The organism is Chryseobacterium phosphatilyticum, from assembly GCF_002899825.2.
GTDB lineage: Bacteria > Bacteroidota > Bacteroidia > Flavobacteriales > Weeksellaceae > Chryseobacterium > Chryseobacterium phosphatilyticum.
Genome location: NZ_PPED02000021.1, coordinates 1 through 1,032 on the forward strand (window position 1 = coordinate 1; position 1,032 = coordinate 1,032).

Here is a 1,032-nt window from a genome sequence, read left to right on the forward strand (position 1 = left end):
ATCATGGGCTACGACATCCAGGTGCTTCAGGCGGTCGAGAAGGGCCTGCCCGTGGTCACCGTGGCAGCCTCGTTCCAGTACGACCTCCAGGGGATGATGACCCACGACGACGTCACGTCGCTGGCGGGCATCAAGGACAGGGCGATCCTCGTCTCCTCCGCCGGTATGACGGCGTGGTGGCCCTGGCTGAAGAAGAAATACGCGCTCTCGGACGCCCAGGTGCGGGCCTATCCCGTCTTATTCACGAGGGCAGTGGATCTGTGGTGGCGAGCGTAGCGTAAAGCATTGATAGGGCTTAGGGATTGGGTGCTGACGCCAAGCCTTCAGACCGCATCGAGCCCGCCACGCCCGCCATGTCCGATCCTACGTGTCTCCCGTTCGCGTTTCCATCCGTTCGGGGCAAGAAGCTCACAGCCGCCTTCGATGGCGGACGCCTCACCTCGGACGGGGGCGTCCTGTTGCTCGCCCAGGCTGCGCAGCGGCGGGGCATCGCCGAGAAGCTCGCCGCGGTGATCCCGGACCGGCGTGATCCGAGCCGGGTTCTGCATCCGTTGCCCGAGATCCTACTGGCACGCATCCTGGCGATTGCTTGCGGGTACGAGGATGCCGATGACCTCGACCATCTGCGCGCCGATCCAGCCTTCAAGCTTGCCTGCGGCCGCCTGCCCGACAGCGGCGCCGACCTGATGAGCCAACCCACCGTCTCGCGGCTGGAGAACACGCCGGGCCTGCGCGACCTCATCCGGCTCGGGCGCGTGCTGGTCGACCTCTACTGCGCCAGTTACGCCGTGCCGCCAGCCGCCGTTACTCTCGACATCGACGACACCTGTGATGTGGTGCACGGCCAGCAGCAACTGTCGCTGTTCAACGCCCATCACGCTGAGCGCTGCTTTCTGCCGATCCACGTCTACGACACCGCCACCAGCCGTCCCGTCGCGATGATCCTGCGCCCGGGCAAGACGCCCTCGGGTCGCGAGGTGCGGGGCCAACTGCGTCGGCTCGTTCGGGCGACAGTCTCCTATACACATCTGA

General features: G+C 65.9%; 2 protein-coding genes. Both read left to right on the forward strand.

Annotation, left to right across the window (positions count from 1 at the left end; genetic code table 11):
• A partial coding sequence (locus tag C1631_RS25220; protein WP_228441470.1) for an ABC transporter substrate-binding protein occupies positions 1-276 on the forward strand: 276 nt, incomplete at its 5' end.
• Between the two features lie 77 nt (positions 277-353).
• Positions 354-1,032: IS1380 family transposase (locus C1631_RS25225; protein WP_109714470.1), on the forward strand; the 679-nt coding region annotated here is incomplete at its 3' end.